The 16,923-nt window shown below is 66.7% G+C and carries 14 protein-coding genes; 4 read left to right on the top strand and 10 right to left on the bottom strand.

Going from position 1 to position 16,923, the window contains the following annotated elements:
* Positions 1-62: 62 nt before the first annotated feature.
* From ACCQ16_RS01590 to ACCQ16_RS01580, 3 genes are read right to left on the bottom strand one after another with little or no spacing between them, the layout of a single operon-like run.
* Positions 63-1,511, bottom strand: coding sequence for an efflux transporter outer membrane subunit (locus tag ACCQ16_RS01590; protein ID WP_277569238.1), 1,449 nt, complete (start codon positions 1,509-1,511; stop codon positions 63-65).
* A complete protein-coding gene (locus ACCQ16_RS01585) occupies positions 1,511-4,660 on the bottom strand; it encodes an efflux RND transporter permease subunit (RefSeq protein ID WP_277573028.1) in 3,150 nt (1,049 codons plus the stop codon). The genes ACCQ16_RS01590 and ACCQ16_RS01585 overlap by 1 nt, the downstream gene beginning before the upstream one ends.
* 9 nt (positions 4,661-4,669) lie before the next feature.
* On the bottom strand, positions 4,670-5,893 hold the full coding sequence (locus tag ACCQ16_RS01580) for an efflux RND transporter periplasmic adaptor subunit (RefSeq protein ID WP_218532577.1): 1,224 nt from the start codon (positions 5,891-5,893) through the stop codon (positions 4,670-4,672).
* 160 nt (positions 5,894-6,053) lie between these two features.
* Between ACCQ16_RS01580 and baeS the strand changes: the two genes are divergently transcribed.
* Both baeS and ACCQ16_RS01570 read left to right on the top strand, forming a co-directional pair.
* Complete coding sequence (gene baeS, locus ACCQ16_RS01575) at positions 6,054-7,433, top strand: sensor histidine kinase efflux regulator BaeS (RefSeq protein WP_218490855.1); 1,380 nt, start codon at positions 6,054-6,056, stop codon at positions 7,431-7,433.
* A complete protein-coding gene (locus tag ACCQ16_RS01570; RefSeq protein ID WP_031420758.1) occupies positions 7,430-8,113 on the top strand; it encodes a response regulator in 684 nt (227 codons plus the stop codon). Before baeS ends, ACCQ16_RS01570 begins: the two co-directional genes overlap by 4 nt.
* Positions 8,114-8,234: 121 nt before the next feature.
* Here ACCQ16_RS01570 and purU read toward each other — a convergent pair whose 3' ends face one another.
* The 6 genes from purU to ACCQ16_RS01540 all read right to left on the bottom strand — a co-directional run bounded on the left by purU (position 8,235) and on the right by ACCQ16_RS01540 (position 14,103).
* Positions 8,235-9,086, bottom strand: coding sequence for a formyltetrahydrofolate deformylase (gene purU / locus ACCQ16_RS01565; RefSeq protein ID WP_014089076.1), 852 nt, complete (start codon positions 9,084-9,086; stop codon positions 8,235-8,237).
* Positions 9,087-9,325: 239 nt separating this feature from the next.
* Entirely contained in the window at positions 9,326-9,718 is a 393-nt protein-coding gene (locus ACCQ16_RS01560) for an XVIPCD domain-containing protein (RefSeq protein ID WP_008574877.1), read from the bottom strand.
* Between the two features lie 213 nt (positions 9,719-9,931).
* Positions 9,932-10,810 (bottom strand): NAD(P)-dependent oxidoreductase, encoded by an 879-nt coding sequence (locus ACCQ16_RS01555; protein WP_218504683.1) that lies wholly within the window; start codon positions 10,808-10,810, stop codon positions 9,932-9,934.
* A 34-nt stretch (positions 10,811-10,844) separates the two neighbouring features.
* Positions 10,845-11,942, bottom strand: a complete 1,098-nt coding sequence (locus ACCQ16_RS01550; protein ID WP_506175336.1) for an NADH:flavin oxidoreductase/NADH oxidase — start codon at positions 11,940-11,942, stop codon at positions 10,845-10,847.
* Between the two features lie 80 nt (positions 11,943-12,022).
* Positions 12,023-12,904, bottom strand: a complete 882-nt coding sequence (locus ACCQ16_RS01545; RefSeq protein WP_033479224.1) for an NAD-dependent protein deacetylase — start codon at positions 12,902-12,904, stop codon at positions 12,023-12,025.
* 278 nt (positions 12,905-13,182) lie between these two features.
* A complete protein-coding gene (locus ACCQ16_RS01540) occupies positions 13,183-14,103 on the bottom strand; it encodes an alpha/beta fold hydrolase (RefSeq protein ID WP_127168107.1) in 921 nt (306 codons plus the stop codon).
* 89 nt (positions 14,104-14,192) lie between these two features.
* On the opposite strand from ACCQ16_RS01540, the gene ACCQ16_RS01535 reads away from it, so the two are divergent.
* Positions 14,193-14,621: a MerR family transcriptional regulator gene (locus ACCQ16_RS01535; protein WP_008575614.1), complete on the top strand. Its 429-nt coding sequence runs from the start codon at positions 14,193-14,195 to the stop codon at positions 14,619-14,621.
* A gap of 19 nt (positions 14,622-14,640) precedes the next feature.
* Here the strand turns inward: ACCQ16_RS01535 and ACCQ16_RS01530 are convergent, their stop codons facing one another.
* Entirely contained in the window at positions 14,641-15,921 is a 1,281-nt protein-coding gene (locus ACCQ16_RS01530; protein WP_277573030.1) for an MFS transporter, read from the bottom strand.
* Positions 15,922-16,017: 96 nt separating this feature from the next.
* Between ACCQ16_RS01530 and ACCQ16_RS01525 the strand changes: the two genes are divergently transcribed.
* A complete protein-coding gene (locus tag ACCQ16_RS01525; RefSeq protein WP_277569235.1) occupies positions 16,018-16,905 on the top strand; it encodes a LysR family transcriptional regulator in 888 nt (295 codons plus the stop codon).
* Positions 16,906-16,923: the final 18 nt, after the last annotated feature.

Below are 16,923 nucleotides of genomic sequence, written 5' to 3'. Positions count from 1 at the left end.
ACAGGCATGACCGACAATGTCTGTCGCGGCTGCGCCGCTCCTACGAGCGTGCGGGCAATACGCTAACGCGCCGCACCCGCCACAGACGCGCCGCTCTGCGCATCGGCGCCACCGCCGAGTACCTTGTACAAGGTCACCCGATTGCTCGCCTCGGTCAGCCGCAAGCTGATCAATGTCTGTTGCGCGCTGTAGAGCGTGCGCTGCGCATCCAGCGTCACCAGGTAACTGTCCACGCCGTGGCGATAGCGCGCATCCGACAGGCTAAAGCTGCGTTGTGCGGCGTCCACCATCGCCTGCTGCGCATGCATGCGTTCTTCGAGCTGCGTGCGTTCGGCCAGTGCATCGGCCACTTCACTGAAGGCGGTCTGGATCGCCAATTCGTACTGCGCAATGGTGATGTCCTTTTCCAACGTGGCCACATCCAGTTCGGCCTTCAACGCGCCGGCACGGAAGATCGGCAAGCTCACGCTGGGCGAGAACGACCATGTATGGTCGCCATCGAACAGGCTGGATAACGCATCGCTGCCGCGCCCGGCATTGGCGGTCAACGAGATGGTGGGGAAGAAGGCCGCACGTGCTGCGCCGATATCTGCATTGGCGGCCTTGAGCGTGTGCTCGGCCGACAGCACGTCCGGGCGCTGCAACAACACCCGCGATTCCAGCTGCGCAGGCAACGGCGCAAGCGCCACGCCCGTCTCGATCGCATCGCTGGCAGGCAACAACGCAGCCGGCACCGGCGTGCCCACGACCAGATTCAAGGCGTTGCGCGACTGCGCCAGCTGGGTGGTGTAGTTGGCCACATCAGCGCGCGCGCTTTCCACGCTGGTCTGGATCTGCGCCAGATCCAGACCGGAGACGATGCCGTTGTCGTGCTGCAGCTCGGTCAGACGCAAGGTCTTGCGTTGGCTGTCCATGGTCTGCTGCGCGAGCGCCAGGCGCTGCTGATCGGCGGCAACGGTCAACCAGTCGTTGGCCACTTCAGCGACCAGACTCAGACGCGTGCTGCGCTGGGTTTGCTCGCTGGCAAGATAGGTTTCCAGGGCCTGGTTCTTGAGGCTGCGGATGCGGCCGAACAGGTCCAGCTCCCAGCTGCTGATGCCCACCTCGCCGCTGGCGCTGCGGATGATCTGCGGGGCGCCGGTGAAACTGGTCGCTGCCGCAGCGCGCTGCGCGGTATGCGAGACGGTGGCATCGACGGCGGGAAACAGGCTCGCACGTTGGATGCGGTACTGCGCGCGTGCCTGCTCGATATTGAGCACTGCCACACGCAGGTCGCGGTTGTTGTCCAACGCCAGCGCGACCACCTGCTGCAGACGCGCATCGGTCACCACCTGCCGCCAATCCACAGCGGCTGCATTCGGCATACCGGTGCCTGCGTTGCCGGTGCTGCCGGTGTCGCCGATCACCCCGGGCACCGGCGCATCCGGGCGCGCGTAATGCGGTGCCATGCTGACGCAACCACTCAAGGCGATGGCGCAGGCCGCTGCCACACTTGCAAAGCTAAAGCGCATCACGGGGCCACCTCGGACGTCTCAGCGGCTGTCGCGTGATCAGACGCCTTGCCCGGAAACACGCTGCGCACCATCACGTAGAACAACGGCACGAAGAAGATGCCCAGCAGCGTAGAGACCAGGGTGCCACCGAGCACGCCGGTGCCCAGCGAATGGCGTCCACCGGAGCCGGCGCCGCTGCTGACCACCATCGGCAGCACGCCGAGCAGGAACGCCAGCGAGGTCATCACGATCGGGCGCAAGCGCATGCGCGCGGCATGCAAGGTCGCTTCGATCAGCGGCTGGCCCTTTTCTTCCAGTTCCTTGGCGAACTCCACGATCAGGATGCCGTTCTTGGCGGCCAGGCCCATCGTCGCCAGCAGGCCGACCTGGAAATAGATGTCGTTGGAGAGCCCGCGCAGCCACGTTGCCAGCAGTGCGCCGACGATGCCCACCGGCACCGCCAGCATCACCGAGATCGGGATCGACCAGCTCTCGTAGAGGGCGGCCAGGCACAGGAACACGAACACCAGCGACACCGCGTACAGCATCCAGGTCTGCGCGCCGGCAGCCTGCTCCTGGTAGGACATGCTCGACCAGGCGTAACCCACGTCCTTGCCGATCTTGCCCACCAGCACGGCGATGCCGTTCATCGCTTCGCCGGAACTGATGCCACTGGCAGCGCTGCCGGTGATCTCCATCGACTCTACGCCGTTGAAGCGGCTCAGCACCTGCGGCGCATACGCCCACGCGCTGCTGGAGAACGCCGAGAACGGCACCATCTCCGAACTGCTGTTGCGCACGTACCAGCGGCCGATGTCGGCAGGCAGCATGCGCGCGCTCGGCTCGCCCTGCACGTACACGCGCTTGACCCGGTTGTTGTTGAGGAAATCGTTGACGTAGCTGCCGCCCATCACCGTGGCCAGCGTGGTGTTGATGTCCGCCGCATCCAGGCCGAGCGCGCCAGCCTTGGCGTCGTCGATCTGCACGCGGTAGGTGGGCGCATCGTCCAGGCCGTTGAAGCGCACGGCGGTCAGGTCCTTGTCGGCGTTGGCCAGTTGCAGCAGTTGCTGCCTGGCGGTGACCAGCGCGTCGTGGCCCTTGCCGGCCACGTCCTGCAACTGCAGGGTGAAACCGGAACTGGTACCCAGGCCGTTGATCGCCGGCGGCGACAGTGCGAACACCTGCGCATCGGGCAGCGCGCCCATCATCGCGCCGGTGATGCGGTTGGCGATCTCCTGCGCAGGCGCATCGCGCTGCGCCCAATCCTTGAGCTTGATGAAACCCATGCCCGAGTTCTGGCTGCTGCCGGCAAAGCTGAAGCCGGAGATGGTCATCATCCCCGCCACTTCCGGTTGCTTGAGGATGAAGTCGGTGGCCCGATCGATCGACTGCTGCGTGCGCTGCTGCGTGGCGCCGGCCGGTGTGGTGAACATCACCATCAGCATGCCCTGGTCTTCGTCGGGCAGGAACGAACTGGGCAGGCGCCAGAACAACAGCGCCATCACCACCAGCAGCGCCAGGTAGACCAGCCCGCCGAGTTTGCGATGGCCGATCAACGTGCCCACGCCGCGGCCGTAACCCTCGGCGCTGCGGTCGAAGCGGGCGTTGAACCAGCCGAAGAAGCGCCCGAGCACGCCCTGGCGCGAGACGTGTCCGCCGCGCGCGATCGGCTTGAGCAGGCTGGCGCACAATGCCGGGCTCAGGGTCAGCGCCACCAGCAGCGACAGCAGCATCGCCGCGGCGATGGTCACCGAGAACTGGCGGTAGATCTCGCCAGTGGCGCCGCCGAAGAACGCCATCGGCAGGAACACCGCGGTCAGCACCAGGGCGATGCCCACCAGCGCGCCGGAGATCTGCCCCATCGAGGTGTGGGTGGCCTGCCGCGGCGACATGCCTTCCTCGCTCATCAGGCGCTCGACATTCTCCACCACCACGATGGCGTCATCGACCAGCAGGCCGATCGCCAGCACCATCGCGAACATGGTCAGCGTATTGATCGAATAGCCGAGCAAGGCGAGCACGCCGAAGGTGCCCAACAGCACCACCGGCACCGCGATCACCGGCACCAGCGTGGCGCGCCAGTTCTGCAGGAACAGGTACATCACCAGCACCACCAGCGCGATCGCCTCGAGCAGGGTCTTGACCACTTCCTCGATGGAAATGCGCACGAACGGCGTGGTGTCGTAGGCGATCTCGTACTTCAGCCCGGTGGGGAAGTACGGCTTGAGCTGTTCCAGCTTGTCTTCCACCGCCTTGGCCGCATCCAGCGCATTGGCGCCGGTCGCCAGCTCCAGTCCCATGCCCGAGGCTGACTTGCCGTTGTACTTGGAACTGGATGCATACGACTTGGAACCCAGCTCCACTCGCGCCACGTCGCGCAGATACACGGTGGCGCCGTCGGGCTGCGACTTCAGCACGATCGCTTCGAATTGCGCCGGGGTCTTGAGCTTGCTGCGCGAGGTGACCGTGGCGTTGAGCTGCTGACCCTGCACCGCCGGCAACGCGCCCAGCGCGCCGGAGGAGACGTCGGCGTTCTGCGCCGAAATCGCGTTGCTCACGTCCGCGGGCATCAGCGCATAGGTGCGCAGCTTGTCCGGATCCAGCCACACCCGCATCGAGTATTCGGAGCCGAACACGTTGACCCCGCCGACACCGTTGAGCCGGCTGATCGGGTCCTGCAGCGTGGACACCATGTAGTCGCCGATGTCGGTGCTGTCCATGCTGCCGTCTTCGGAGGTGAAGGCCAGCACCATGAACATACTGCTGCCGGTGGACTTGGTGACGGTCACGCCATTGCTCTGCACCGCCTCCGGCAGCATCGCCTCGCCTTGCGACACCTTGTTCTGCACCTGCACCTGGGCGGTGTCCGGGTCGGTGCCGGAATCGAAGGTCAGGGTGATCGAGGCGGTGCCGGCGGAACTGCTGCTGGAAGACATGTACAGCAGATGGTCCAACCCGGTCATCTGCTGCTCGAGGATCTGCGTGACCGAGTTCTGCACGGTCTGCGCCGAGGCACCGGTGTAGGTGGCGCTGACGTTGATCGTCGGCGGGGCGATGTTGGGATACTGCTCCAGCGGCAACGACAGGATCGAGAGCGCGCCGGCCAGGGTGATCACGATGGCGATGACCCAGGCGAAGATGGGACGGTCGATGAAGAAGCGGGCCATGGCGGTTCCTCAGTCGGCCTTGGGCGCCGCCGCGGCGGTGCCCTGCGTGGATGGCGACGCGTTGGCGGCCGAGTCGGCCGCAGCGGTCTGGCTCACTTCCACGGCCCTGACCTCGGCGCCGACCGACGCCTTCTGCAGGCCCTGCACGATGACCTTGTCGCCAGCCTTCAATCCCTGGCGCACCACCCACTTGTCGCCGATCGCATCGCCGGTGGTCAGCACCCGCTGCGCGACCTTGTTGTCGCTGCCGACCACCATCGCCACCGCCTGGCCCTTGCTGTTGCGGCTGATCGCCTGCTGCGGCACCAGGATGGCCTGCTCGTCCACCGCCATCGAGAACTTCGCGGTGACATACATGCCCGGCAGCAACACGCGCTCGGGATTGGGCACCACCGCGCGCAGCTTCACCGTGCCGGTGGCGGTATCGACCGCGGCATCCACCACCTCCAACGTGCCGCTATGTGCGTAGGTGCTGCCGTCCTCCAGTTGCAGCGTCACCTCGGCCTTGCCATCCACTGCCTTGAGCTGGCCGGCGTCGAGCTGGCGGCGCAACTGCAGCAGCTGGGCGCTGGACTGGGTCACGTCCACATAGATCGGGTCGAGTTGGTTGATGGTGGCCAGCACCTCGCTCTGGCCGGCACTGACCAGCGCGCCCGGCGTGTAGCTGGAGGTGCCGATGCGGCCGGACACCGGCGCGGTGATGCGGGTGTAGTCGAGATTGATGCGCGCGGTCTGCAACGACGCCTTGGCCGCGACCACCGCTGCCTGGTTCGAGCGCAGCGTGGCCAACGCATCGTCGCCGTCCTGCTTGCTGACCGCATCCAGCCCGACCAGGGTCTGGTAGCGCTGCGCCTTGGGCCTGGCCGACAACACCGCCGCCTCGGCTTGCGCCAGATCGCCCTTGGCCGTGTCGTACGCGGCCTGGTAGCTGGCCGGATCGATTTCATACAGCACCTGCCCGGCCTGGACGTCCTGGCCTTCGGTGAACAGCCGCTTGCGCAAAATGCCGCCGACCTGCGGGCGCACGTCCGAGGTGACGTAGGCCACGGTGCGACCGGACAAGGTCTGGTCCACGGCCAGCCGCTGCACCTTCAACGTCTGCACGCCGACCTGCGTCTGCGGCATCTGCGGCGGCTGCCTGGAAGAACACGCGGCCATGAGCGTGGTCGCGGCGGCGAGCAGCAGCAAGCGCACGGACGCAGTGCGAAAACGATGGGTAGCGACGGGCAACATGCGACGAACTCACGGTTTATCCGAATGTGGCCACGCTACGGCGCGAATGTGCAGCAAATTTGGAGATTGCCGGCCGCGGCGTCGATTCGCTTGATTTCCCCTGGCCCGACCCGGCTAATACGCAGCAGCTGCGGTTACTGCGCTTCGCATCACCTCTTCGATGAAACTGGGTATCACCGCCAAGCTGTTTCTCGCCATCCTCGCCGCGTGCGTGGCAGTGCTGCTGATCAACGGCATCGCGGTGCAGGCCTTCGTCAAACGCCAGTTCCTGGACTACCTCAACGAACAGGGCGTAGAGCGCATGCAAGAGACCTTGCCACGGGTCAGGGCCGAATACGCGCGGCACGGCAGCTGGGAGTTCGTGCGCGACAATCCCGATGCCTGGTTCGTCCTGATGCGCCCGGAGCGTGGCCCCGGCCCGCCGCGCGAGGCACCGCCGATTTCCGACCAGACCGGCGCGGTGTTTCGCTTCGCGCTGCTCGACCAGGACTACACGCCGGTGATCGGCAATCCGGATGTCGGCCGCCACGACATCCTGCGCCCGGTGGTGGTTGGCGGCCGCACCGTCGGCTGGATGGCGATGCTGCCGTTCCAGAAGGCGCTGGCGGCGGCGGACGCGCGCTTCTACGCCGCCCAGCAACGCGCGTGGTGGGCGATCGGCGGCGCCTGCCTGCTGGTCGCCGCGCTGCTCGGCTGGCTGTTGTCGCGCACCTTGCTGCGGCGCCTGCGTGGCCTGACCCAGGCCACCCACCTGCTCGCTGCGGGCGACTATGCCACCCGCATCGACGCTGCGGCGCGCGACGAACTGGGCCAGCTGGCGCGCGATTTCAACCTGCTGGCGCAAGCGTTGGAGCACAACGAACGCGCGCGGCGCGACTTCATGGCCGACATCTCGCACGAGCTGCGCACGCCGCTGGCGGTCCTGCGCGCCGAACTGGAAGCACTGCAGGACGGCATCCGGCCGATGACACCCACCTCGCTGGGGTCGCTGCACCAGCAGGTCGGCCAGTTGGGCAAGCTGATCGAGGACCTGTACGACGTGTCGCTGACCGATGTCGGTGCGCTGGCGTATCGGCGCGCTCCCGTCGATCTGGCGGTCATCCTGGCAACCGTGCTGGACGGCTTGCACGCGCGCTTTGCCGCCGCGCAGCTGCAGGTGCAGGCGCAGATCGATGCCGGCCCGCTGCAGCTGGACGGCGACGAGCGCCGTCTGCAGCAACTGCTGGGCAACCTGCTGGAAAACACGCTGCGCTACACCGACGCCGGTGGCACGGTGCAGGTGCGCTGCGTGCGCCGCGGCGCGGTGCTGGAGCTGGTGGTCGAAGACAGCGCGCCAGGCGTGGATGCAGACAAGCGCGCGCGGTTGTTCGAACGCTTCTACCGCACCGAGGCTTCGCGCAATCGTGCCAGCGGCGGCAGCGGCCTGGGCCTGGCGATCTGTCGCAACATCGCCGAGGCACACGGCGGCTCGATCCACGCCGAGGCTTCCGCACTGGGCGGGCTGCGCATGGTGCTGCGCTTGCCGGCGCTGGCCGCATGAGCAGCGCGTCCCCGATCGGGCATGTGCTGATCGTCGAGGACGAACCGCGTCTGGCCGCGGTGTTGGGCGAGTACCTGCACGCGGCCGGCTATTCGCACGACTGGATCGCCGATGGCGCGCAAGCGTTGGGCGCATTCCGCGCGCAGCAGCCGGACCTGGTGTTGCTGGACCTGATGCTGCCCAACCGTGGCGGTCTGGACATCTGCCGCGACCTGCGCAGGGAAAGCGCGGTGCCGGTCATCATGGTCACCGCACGCGTGGAGGAAATCGACCGCCTGCTGGGCCTGGAGATCGGCGCGGACGACTACATCTGCAAGCCGTTCAGCCCGCGCGAAGTGGTGGCGCGTGTCCAGGCAGTGTTGCGCCGTCATCGCCACGACCCCCACGGCGCACCGGCACCGGGCCTGCATATCGACGAGGATGCCTGTCGCGCCAGCGTGGACGGCCGCGCCCTGGACCTGACCCAGGTCGAGTTCCGCCTGCTGCGCACCCTCGCCGCCGCCCCGGGGCGGGTGTACTCGCGCGAGCAACTGATGGGCCGGCTCTACGCCGACCACCGCATCGTCACCGACCGCACTGTCGACAGCCACGTCAAGAATCTACGCCGCAAGCTCGCCGACGCCGGCGGCGAGGACTGGGTCCGCTCCGTCTATGGCGCGGGGTATCGCTTCGAGCCGTGATTCGGGATTGGGGATTCGGGATTCGGGATTCGGGATTGGCAAGAGCGGTAGCGCCATGGCTGAAACGCAATCGGTCAAGCCGCTTTCGCGAATCCCCAATCCCGAATCCCGACTCCCCGCCTCAACGAAACACCACCGTGCGATGTCCATTGAGCACGATGCGGTGTTCGACGTGGCGGCGTACTGCGCGCGCCAGCACCAGCGATTCGGTGTCGCTGCCCAGGCGGATCAGGTCGCGCGGGGTCATGGCGTGGTCCACGCGGGCGACGTCCTGCTCGATGATCGGGCCTTCGTCCAGATCTTCGGTGACGTAGTGCGCGGTGGCGCCGATGATCTTGACCCCGCGCGCGTGCGCCTGGTGATACGGCTGCGCGCCCTTGAAACTGGGCAGGAAACTGTGATGGATATTGATCGCGCGCCCGGCCAGTGCCCGGCACAGCTGCGGCGACAGGATCTGCATGTAGCGCGCCAGCACCACCAGATCGATCTGCAGATCATCGACCAGGGCGAGCAGCTGCGCTTCCTGCGCGGCGCGCGTGTCGGCGCTCACGGGCAGATGGTGGAAGGCGATGCCGTAGGAGGCTGCCAACGGCGCGAAGTCGGTGTGGTTGGAGACCACCGCAGCGATGTCCACCGGCAATTGCCGGCTGTGCATGCGGAACAACAGGTCGTTGAGGCAATGGCCCTGCTTGCTCACCAGCACCAGCAGGCGCGCGCGGCGGCGTGCGTCATGCAGTTGCCATGTCATCTGAAATTCGCCAGCGAGCACGGCAAAGCGCTGCTCCAGCGCGGCAATGTCGGTCTTTGCCGGTTTGTGGAAATGCACGCGCAGAAAGAATCGCCCGCTTTCGTCGTCGCCGAATTGCTGTGCGTCGAGGATGTTGCAGGCCAGGTCGAACAGCAGCCCGGTCACGCGATAGACGATACCGGTGCGGTCGGGACAGGACAGGGTGAGGATGTAGTCGGAGCGCATCGGCGCAATGATAGCCAATGCGCGACATCACCGACGCAGTGCTTGCGTCGGTAACTTTTGCAGTGCGAACGGGTGCAAAAACCGGCGTGCCGTCCAGCCGATGTTTGACGCTCTGACCGTGGCGGCGTTGCGCTCGTACTGCAAGATGACGTGCAGCCAACATCACGTGTCGCCCGGCAGGGCCATGCATGCACCGATGCCGGATGCGCGGCACCGCCACGCACGTCCGGCATCGGCACTCAGCGCGGCGGCAAACGCAGCATCAGCCGCCGGTTGATCTCCTCCAGCTGCGCAAGCGATGCGTCCACCGATGTTTCCATGGCTTCCTGCGTGGTGATGTGTGCACGCAGATGCGCGGGGTCGGACAGCTCGCCACGCACCAGGAACACGTTCTCGCCGACTTCGCCCAGATGGCGGCTGAGCACCACGTAGTCCACCTGGTCGAAGCCATGCTGCTTGGCCAGCGGCAGCAGGCGCGCGGCCATGCGCTCGCTTGCCTGGTCCACGGGCTTGCCTAACTCGGCGTCCAGCACGCTGACCGCTTCGCGGATCTGTGCGAACAGGTAGTGGTCCGGGTGCTCGGGATGGTCGGGGCCCACCGGGCCCTGGTGGATGACCGGTGCGTCGGTCATCGCGTGCCACCGGCGCAAGCCCGTGCGCGCGGCGCGCGCGCGGCCAAGCCGAGCGTGATCTGCAGGTGTCGCATCGCATCCTCCCTGGAGCGGCGGCTGTAACGAGCCGGCATTTTAGAAGGTCCGCTGCATGTTTGGGTGAGCAAGCGGTGGGCCGTCGTGGCATGAAGCCAAGTGCCTTGCGCAGGGCTCAATCCGCGTTGCGTAAGGTGATCAGGCCACCTGCCCTGCCCGCCGCGCCGAGACGTCCGCCAGGACCGCCCAGTCTGCGTTGCCGTCGCCATGCGCAATGGCCTCGTCCAGCCCTGCGCGCAGCAGTTCGCCCAACGGCATCGGCACCTGCTTGTCGGCGCCGGCCTGGATGGCCAGGTCCACATCCTTGCGGCCCAGCTTGGCGGTGAAACCCGCCGGCAGGTATTGGCGCTGCATGATCAGCCGGCCATAGCCCTGGTAGGCGGGCGCAGCGAACAAGGTGCTGGTGAGCATGCCCAAAAATTGCGTGGCATCCACACCGTGACCGCGTGCCAGCGCACTGGCTTCGGCCATGGCGCCGATGGCGCTGGCCAGGCAGAAGTTGGCGGCCAGCTTCACTGCATTGGCCTGCTCCGGTGCGCGACCGATGTACCAGGTCTTCTGCCCCAGCGCATCGAACATCGGCTGCACCCGAGCCACGGCCGCTTCATCGCCGGCGGCCAGGATATTGAGCTTGCCGGCTTCGGCTACATCCACACGCCCAAGCACCGGCGCGGCCACGTAGGCCACGCCACGTTCGGCATGCAGCGCGGTCAACTCGTGTGCCAGCGCCACCGAAATGGTGGCCATGTTGACGTGCACGCTGCCCGCCGGCAGCGCGTCCAGTACGCCACGCTCCAGCACGGTCTGGCGCACTGCATTGTCGTCGGCCAGCATCGAAAACAGCAGCGGGCCATGCGCGGCATCGTGCGGTCGCTCCACCACCGTGGCGCCAGCGTCGTGCAGCGGCTGGGCGCGTTCGGGCGAACGGTTCCACACGCTCAACGCGAACCCGCCACGCAGCAGGTTGTGCGCCATCGGCAGGCCCATCGTGCCCAAGCCCAGAAATCCTATCGGCATGCGGTGTCCTTGTTCGGTATGACGTCAGGTGCAGTCAGTTGGCGAACACGCCCCGCGCATCGCGCGGTTCGCAACGCAGGTATTGCAATGCCGGCGTGACCGATGCGCCCAGTGCCGCGGCGGCATGCCACGGCCAGCGTGGGTCGTACAGGATGCCACGCGCCAGCGCGATCGCGTCGGCCTGGCCTTCCTGCAAAATTGCCTCGGCCTGCGCCGGCTCGGTGATCAAGCCTACGCCAATCACCGGCGTGTTCACCTGCGCGCGAATCTCCTGCGCGAACGGAATCTGATAGCCCGCCTGCAACGGAATCTGCTGGCGTGGATCAAGCCCGCCGCTGGAGACGTGGATGTAATGCGCGCCGCGTGCATCCAGCGCCTGCGACAAGGCGATGCTCTGCTGCACATCCCAACCGCCTTGGACCCAATCGGTGGCCGAGATGCGCACGCCAACGGCGATTTTTTCGGACACTGCCGCACGCACCGCATCGAAGACGCGCAGCGTCAGCCGCATGCGGTTTTCCAGCGACCCGCCATACGCATCGCTGCGCTGGTTGCTCAGCGGCGACAGGAACTGATGCATCAGATAACCGTGCGCGGCGTGCAGTTCGATCAACTCCAGGCCCAGCCGTTCGGCACGTTTTGCCGATGCGACAAAGGCGTCCACCACGGCATCGATCCCCGCCTCGTCCAATGCCTGCGGCGCCGGCTGTCCCTGCCGGAACGGCAGCGCCGATGCAGACACGGTCTGCCAGCCATGCGCATGATCGGGTGCGATGGCCTCCCCGCCTTTCCACGGCAGATCGGTCGACGCCTTGCGGCCGGCGTGCGCCAGCTGGATGCCGATCAGCATCGGCGACCAGCGTCGTACCGATTGCAACACCTCGGCCAGGGCCTGCTCGGTCGCATCGTCGTACAAACCAAGATCGGCGTAACTGATGCGCCCTTCCGGCACCACCGCCGCCGCTTCGAGAATCAGCAAGCCGGCGCCCGATTGCGACAAGGTGCCCAGGTGGATGCGGTGCCAATCGCTGGCGCGGCCGTCCTGTGCCGAGTACTGGCACATCGGCGCAATGACAATCCGGTTGGCGAGCGCGAGCGGACCGAAGGTGATGGGGGAGAACAACTGGCTCAAGGCGGCATCCACAGCTGACATGGGGTGCTTATTGCACTGCGCCGCGCGCGCCGGCACAACCGCTGCGATGGATCACTGCGTCATGCAGAGCGCGCACCGGCGTCATTGACGCTACGTACACGCGGCAGGTCCGTCGGCCCGTGCAGGAACGCCAGCGCCTGCGCACACGACTGCTCCACCTTCAACGTCAGCAGCGCGTCCGCACGCGTGCGCCCGAAGTTGAGCGCGGCGATCGGCAAGCCGTTGCGCGCGGCGGTCTGCACGAAGCGAAAGCCCGAGTACACCATCAACGACGAACCCACCACCAGCACTGCATCGGCAGCGTGCAGATGCGCAAAGGCGCGCTCCACCCGCTCGCGCGGCACGTTCTCGCCGAAGAACACCACATCCGGCTTGAGCACGCCACCGCACACCGGGCACGGCGGCACCACGAAATGCTCGAAGGCCACATCGTCCAGATCGGCGTCGCCATCGGGCGCCTGCGCGGCCTCAAGCGCTGCCCAGCCCGGATTGGCCTGCTCAAGCAACAGTTGAAATTCGCTGCGTGGCATGCGGCGCTCGCAGCCCATGCAGCGCACCACATCGAGCCGGCCATGCAGATCGATCACCGCCTGGCTGCCAGCGGCCTGATGCAGGCGGTCCACGTTCTGGGTGAGCAGCACTTCCAACTGGCCGCGCGCTTCCAGCGCAGCGAGCGCGTGATGGGTGGCATTGGGTTGTGCCTGGCCGAAGCGCGGCCAGCCGACCAGGCTGCGCGCCCAGTAGCGCTGCCGCGTGGATAGCTCGCCCATGAACGCCTGGAACGTCACCGGCTGTGGACGCTTCCAGCCGCCTTGCAGGTCCCGGTAATCGGGAATGCCCGAATCGGTGCTGCAGCCGGCACCGGTGAGCACGAACAGGCGCCGATGGCGCGCGATGAAGTCCTGCAGCGGGTGATCGTCGTGGGCAGGGACAGCGGTCATGTGGTAGTTCCGGAAAGCCATGGGAGCACGTTGCGCCAGCGCCACGTGCCCGGCCCGCCGCGGCGCCGTGTCGGCCGCCAGACCGGCGCGCTTGTTCGCGCATAGCTGTGCACATCACACCGTCGTCGACGAGTGAAGATGTACACCGAATACGCGCAACGCGCCGTCCTGGATGCAGGCACGCAGACGGTACAGCATCACGCCATGGCCGCGCGGGTGGTTTCGAGCCGTCCGCGGTGGGGCATGTTGTGGCTGCCGGTGCTCAATGCGCGGCGCGTTCAGTGTTCGACAAAGCGCAGCAGATCCTGATTGAAACGCGCACTGTCCTCCAGGAACGGCGCATGCCCGGCATCCGGATACAGCACGGTCTGCGCGCGCGGCTGGAGCTGGCGCGCACGCGCCACGGTCGGCTCGGTGGCGACCAGGGCATCGCGCGCGCCGTACATCAGCAGCACCGGCAGGCGCGTGCGCTGCAGGCCGGCGATATCGATCGACATGCCTTGCACGGCACGCTGCATGTCCCACGAGGCCAGCGATGCGTTGGCCAGCAAGGTCTCGAACACCGGCACCGGCGGTTGGGTGGCAAAGCACAGCCGCAGGAAATCCCGCACCGCCTGCAGATGCGTACGCAGATCGGGCGAAACCAGATCGCGATAGACCGCCGGATGCGCGCCCAGCTGCTCTGCGCGCAGTTCGATCACACCGTCGACGTACACCACGCCGGCAAGCCCGGTATCGCCATATCGGCTCAGGTAGTTGCTGATCACCGCGCCGCCCAGGGACCAGCCCACCAGGACCGCCTGGCGCGCGTTTGCGGCCTTCAACACGGCAGCCAGGTCGTCAGCCCAACGCATGCCGTCTTGATACGCCGATGCGGCAGCCGGCCTGCCGGAAGCGCCATGCCCGCGCAAATCGTACGTAATCAGCCGATACCGCTGCAGGCGCACATCGGCCAGTTGTGCATCCCAATTGATGCGACTCCCGAGCAGGCCATGCACGAAGACGATGGCCGTGCCATCGGTGGCGCCGTGCTCCTGCACCGCCAGGCGCACGCCATCGGGTGCGGTGACGGTATAGCTGCGTGCGGCCGCAATGTCGCCCGGGTTGGCTGTCGCCCACATCGAGCATATCAACAACACACACGCCAACAGGTAGCGCAGCGGCAGCCTGAGGCTGCCGGGCAACAGGCGAACGGACATCGGGTGAGCTCCAGACGAATGAGAGCCGTGATCGTGCAGCCTCACACCAATGTGAGGGTCAAGCCGTGCGTGCAGCGTATGCTTGGCGCATGGCCGCTTGCTCCGAACCCTTGCTGCGCATTGGTGCGCTGGCGCAACAGACCGGCGCCAGCGTGCGTTCGATCCGTCATTACGATGCGCACGGGTTGCTGACATCCTCGCGCAGCGCCAACGGCTACCGGGTCTTTCCCCACGCATGCATCGCACAGGTGCGCCAGATACAGCGCCTGATTGCAACAGGTTTCAACCTGGATGAGATTGTCGGCTTTCCTGAGTGCATGCGCCTGGTGGAAGGCGCGCAGATGTGCCCGGAAACCGCGCCGGCGCATCGCGCGCGCCTGCAGCTGATCGAGCGCCAGCTGGCCGATCTGGAGCGGCGGCGTGCGCATCTGTTGGCAACCTTGGCGCAGGCAGCCGGGGATGCAACGGCCGCCACGTCTTCAGCCGCGCAAGCCACACGGCGCCAGCGGGCGCGCTAGAAGCGTCGGGCGCGCTGCATCACTCGCCCCGCGCAGGATGCGGGGCAAACCGGCCGTAGGGGCGTGCATCGTCGGCACATTGGCGCAGCACGTATGCCGACGCAAGCGCCAGCATCAACAACGTCAGGCACATGCCGACCAACGCGGCCCAGCCGCCGTGTTGCCAGAACCAGCCGCCGAGCGCGCCGATCACGCTGGAGCCGGCGTAATACGCCAGCAGATACAGCGACGCGGCATGGCTGCGATGCGCACCACCGAGCCGGCTCACCCATGCGCTGGCGGCCGAATGCGCGATGAAGAACCCGATCGTCACCACCACGATGCCGGCCACCACCAACGCCAGCACGTGCGCCAGAGTCAGCGCCACGCCGAGCCCGCACAGCACGATGCCGATCGTGACCACTGGCCCGCGCCCGAACCGGTCCGATGCCGCACCGGCCACCGAGGAACTGACGATGCCGAACACATAGGCGCTGAAGATCATCCCGATCTGGCTCTGGCTCAAGCCGAATTCCGGCCCGCCCAGGCGAAAGCCGGCGTAGTTGTACAGGCACACAAACACACCCATCAACAGGAACGGCAGCGCGAACAGAAACGGCAGATTGCGATCGCGCAGGTGCCCGGCCCAGGCGCGCAGATGGAAGCGCAGGTTGATGCCGTGCCGGCGCACGAAATTGCGCGACGGCGGCAGCAGCCAGAAGAACGCCAGCGCGCACAGCAGGTCGAACACGCTCAACACCGCCAGTGCGGTGCGCCAATCGGTGTGGTCGGTCAGCACGCTCATCACGATGCGCCCGCTCATGCCGCCAAAGGCATTGCCGGCCACGTACAGGCCGGTGGCCGCCCCCATCTTGCTGGCCGGCAATTCTTCGCCCAGGTACACCATCGCCACCGCCGGCACCCCGCCCAGCGCGATGCCGGACAAGGTACGCACCACCACCAGCGCGCCCCAGTGCGGCAGGAACGCAGCAATCAGATTGAGTCCTGCTGCCAATGCGATCGACACGAACATCAATCCGCGCCGGCCCAGGTTTTCCGACACTGCGCCAGCACCAAAAATCGCCAGCGCCAGCGCACCGGTCGCCAGCGACAACGGCAGCGAGGCGGTCGCTGCGTCCACCTTGAAGGCACGCGCAAATTCCGGCAGCAGCGGCTGCACGCTGTACAGCAGCGAAAAGGTCGCAAAGCCGGCCAGAAACAGCGCCAGGCGAATGCGCACCGCTGCAGGTGCGTCGGCGTCGGGGCCGGAACGGGTGGGTGGGTCAGGCAACAAACCCGGGCGATGATCGGAGGAAGACACGGCAGTGCACGTGTGACGTGGGAAGGGGAGTATTCGCCTGCCGCCACCCCCTGTCCAATATATGATGCTGGCAGTTGCCATATCTGGAACAGATGGATGGAGCTGCGCCACCTGCGCTATTTCCTCGCGGTTGCCGAAGAAGGCAACTTCACCCGCGCCGCCGCGCGCGTGGGCATTGGCCAACCGCCGCTCAGCCAGCAGATCCAGACCCTGGAACGCGAGCTGGGCACGCCGTTGTTTCGGCGCACCCACAGCGGCGCCGAGCTCACTCCGGCTGGCGAGGCGTTTGTGGGCGAGGTGCGGCGCGTGCTTGCCGATGTGGAACGCGCCGCCGAAACCGCACGCCGGGTGGCGCGTGGCGAATCCGGACGGTTGCGCCTGGGCTTCACCGCCTCTGCCGCCTTCAGCCCGGTGGTGCCGCGCTTGATTCGCGACTTCCGCCGCAAGTGGCCGCAGGTGGAGTTGCTGCTGGAAGAAACCAATACCGCCAGCCTGCTGGTCGGGCTGGCCGATGGCCGTCTGGATGCGGCGTTCGTGCGCTATGGGCTGAGCACGCCACCGGATCTGCAATTGCTGCGCTTTGCCGACGAGCCGATGAAGATCGCCGTCCCCGCCGCGCACCCCCTGGCCACGCGCAACAGCGCGCCGTTGGCCGCACTGGCCGGGGAACCTTTCATTCTGTTTCCGCGCAGTTTCGGCTCGAGCCTGTACGACGAAATCCTCGCCGCCTGCCGCGACTCCGGCGTGACCTTGCGCATCACCCAGGAAGCGCCACAGATGTCGTCCATCATCAATCTGGTGGCCGCCGAGCTGGGCGTTTCGGTGGTTCCCGCCTCCACCGCGCAGCTGCAGCGACCCGGCGTGCGCTATCTGGATATCGAAGGCCATATGCCGCTGGCGCGACTGGCCCTGGCCGCCGCGCCGGGTGGACTGGAAACCACACCGTTGGTGCAGCATTTGTGGGCGCTGGCCAAGTTGATCTAGCGCTGGCCACACGACCTA

Origin of the sequence: Xanthomonas sp. NCPPB 1062, assembly GCF_041481705.2 — a bacterium.
Lineage (GTDB): Bacteria > Pseudomonadota > Gammaproteobacteria > Xanthomonadales > Xanthomonadaceae > Xanthomonas > Xanthomonas euvesicatoria.
The sequence above is the reverse complement of the archived record's forward strand: the minus strand, read 5'-3'. Positions and strand labels throughout refer to the sequence as shown.